This is a genomic window from Pseudomonas sp. P4_C3 (assembly GCF_056402075.1).
On sequence record NZ_JBFUIC010000587.1, the window covers coordinates 1 to 1,525 of the forward strand.

Below are 1,525 nucleotides of genomic sequence, written 5' to 3' on the forward strand. Positions count from 1 at the left end.
AGATGTACCAGGAAAAGCCAGGTGGGCCTTGTTGCCGGCTGATCCAATGGGAGCGACTGTTCGTAAAATCTCTGCAGACGGTCTCTCACGTATCGTCATCCGGACAAAATTCACCTATGACCCGAGTATCCAGGTCACCCCAGAGCGTGTAGCTGCGGTTGCCAAAGAACAGCGACATTCCCTGGATGCACGCTTTCCCGAATTGAAATCCACTGCGTTGGAGTTCAGCTGGGCCGGCCGTCTGTGTTTGAGCCGTAACAGCGCCGCTGCATTTGGCGAGATCGAAGAAAACCTGTATTCGGCTTGCTGCGAAAATGGGTTGGGAACGGTCAAGAGCACCCTGGCAGGTGTAATGGCGGCGGAGTTGGCTTCGGGTACACGTTCTGACTTTCTGGACAGTTTCAGTCACGCACCAGGACCCAGCAGGTTACCCCCCAAGATAATAACGAAGCTGGGCGTCAGTTCGGTTATTCGTTGGCATGAGTTTTGGGCCGGGCGAGAAGGTTAATAAGTTAAGTTGTCGGCTTTTCCTATAAAGGCCGTTTAACAAGTCACTAATAAGAACGGAATAATCCATGAGAAATATCTGGAAGGCATTCTGCGCGCTCGCGTTGGTGGGCATGATGAGTTTGCAGGCACACGCTGAAGAAAAAAACATAGTAATGGGGACCATGTCCTGGGAGGATTTGGTGCCCATTACCGGCATTACCAAGAAGGTACTTGAGAACGCTGGGTATACCGTAAAAGTCGTGGAGTTTTCCGAGTGGGGTATCGCCTACGCTGCACTCAGCAAAGGGGATATTCAGGTGTTGGCATCCCAGATTGATTACGCCGCCGCCGATTATTGGAAAAAGAACAAGAACAAAATCGAGAAGCTGTCACCGGTCTCCTTTGGTCTTTATCAGGGCATGGCAGTACCCAGTTACGTAGACATCGACTCCATTGAACAGCTGAACGCAAACGCGGACAAACTGGGGAACAGAATCATTGGCATCGAGCCTGGTTCGGGTTTGATGAGTGACGCGAACAACGTGGTCAAAGCGTACGACATCAAGCTCAAGCTGGTCGAAGGCAGTACTTCGGCAATGACCGCGGCTTTAAAGTCGGCAGTCGATCGAAAAGAATGGGTGGCGGTAACCGTCTGGGATCCTTCCTGGATGACCAAGAAATTTGATCTCAAATTCTTGAAAGATCCAAAAGGGGTCTTCCCGCCATTGCAGGGTTATTACTGGATCGGGCACAAAGGCTTCGCTGAAGCCAATCCGCGTGCGCGCGAACTGATGGCCAGTGTTTATGTGCCCATCACGGACATCACCGCAATGAATGCTGAAGTCAAGGATGGCAAGACCATGGACGAGGCTATCAAGGGCTGGATAGATAGCCATACAGATCTTGTAAATCGTTGGGGAAATATCAAGAACTATTGAGTTTTGTTTGTTTGCCACTGCCGCCCTTTGATTAATTAGAGAAGCCAGCAAACAACTGGTTCGATGGATTGCGAAATGACGATGGCCACAATTAATAC

1 protein-coding gene and 1 pseudogene are annotated in these 1,525 nt (G+C 50.4%); both read left to right on the forward strand.

What is annotated here, in order from left to right:
* Positions 1-508, forward strand: a pseudogene (locus AC1DVH_RS30925) (FAD-dependent oxidoreductase); the annotation flags it as partial.
* Positions 509-575: 67 nt separating this feature from the next.
* Positions 576-1,427, forward strand: coding sequence for a glycine betaine ABC transporter substrate-binding protein (locus AC1DVH_RS30930; protein ID WP_477756990.1), 852 nt, complete (start codon positions 576-578; stop codon positions 1,425-1,427).
* The last annotated feature ends 98 nt before the right edge of the window (positions 1,428-1,525 follow it).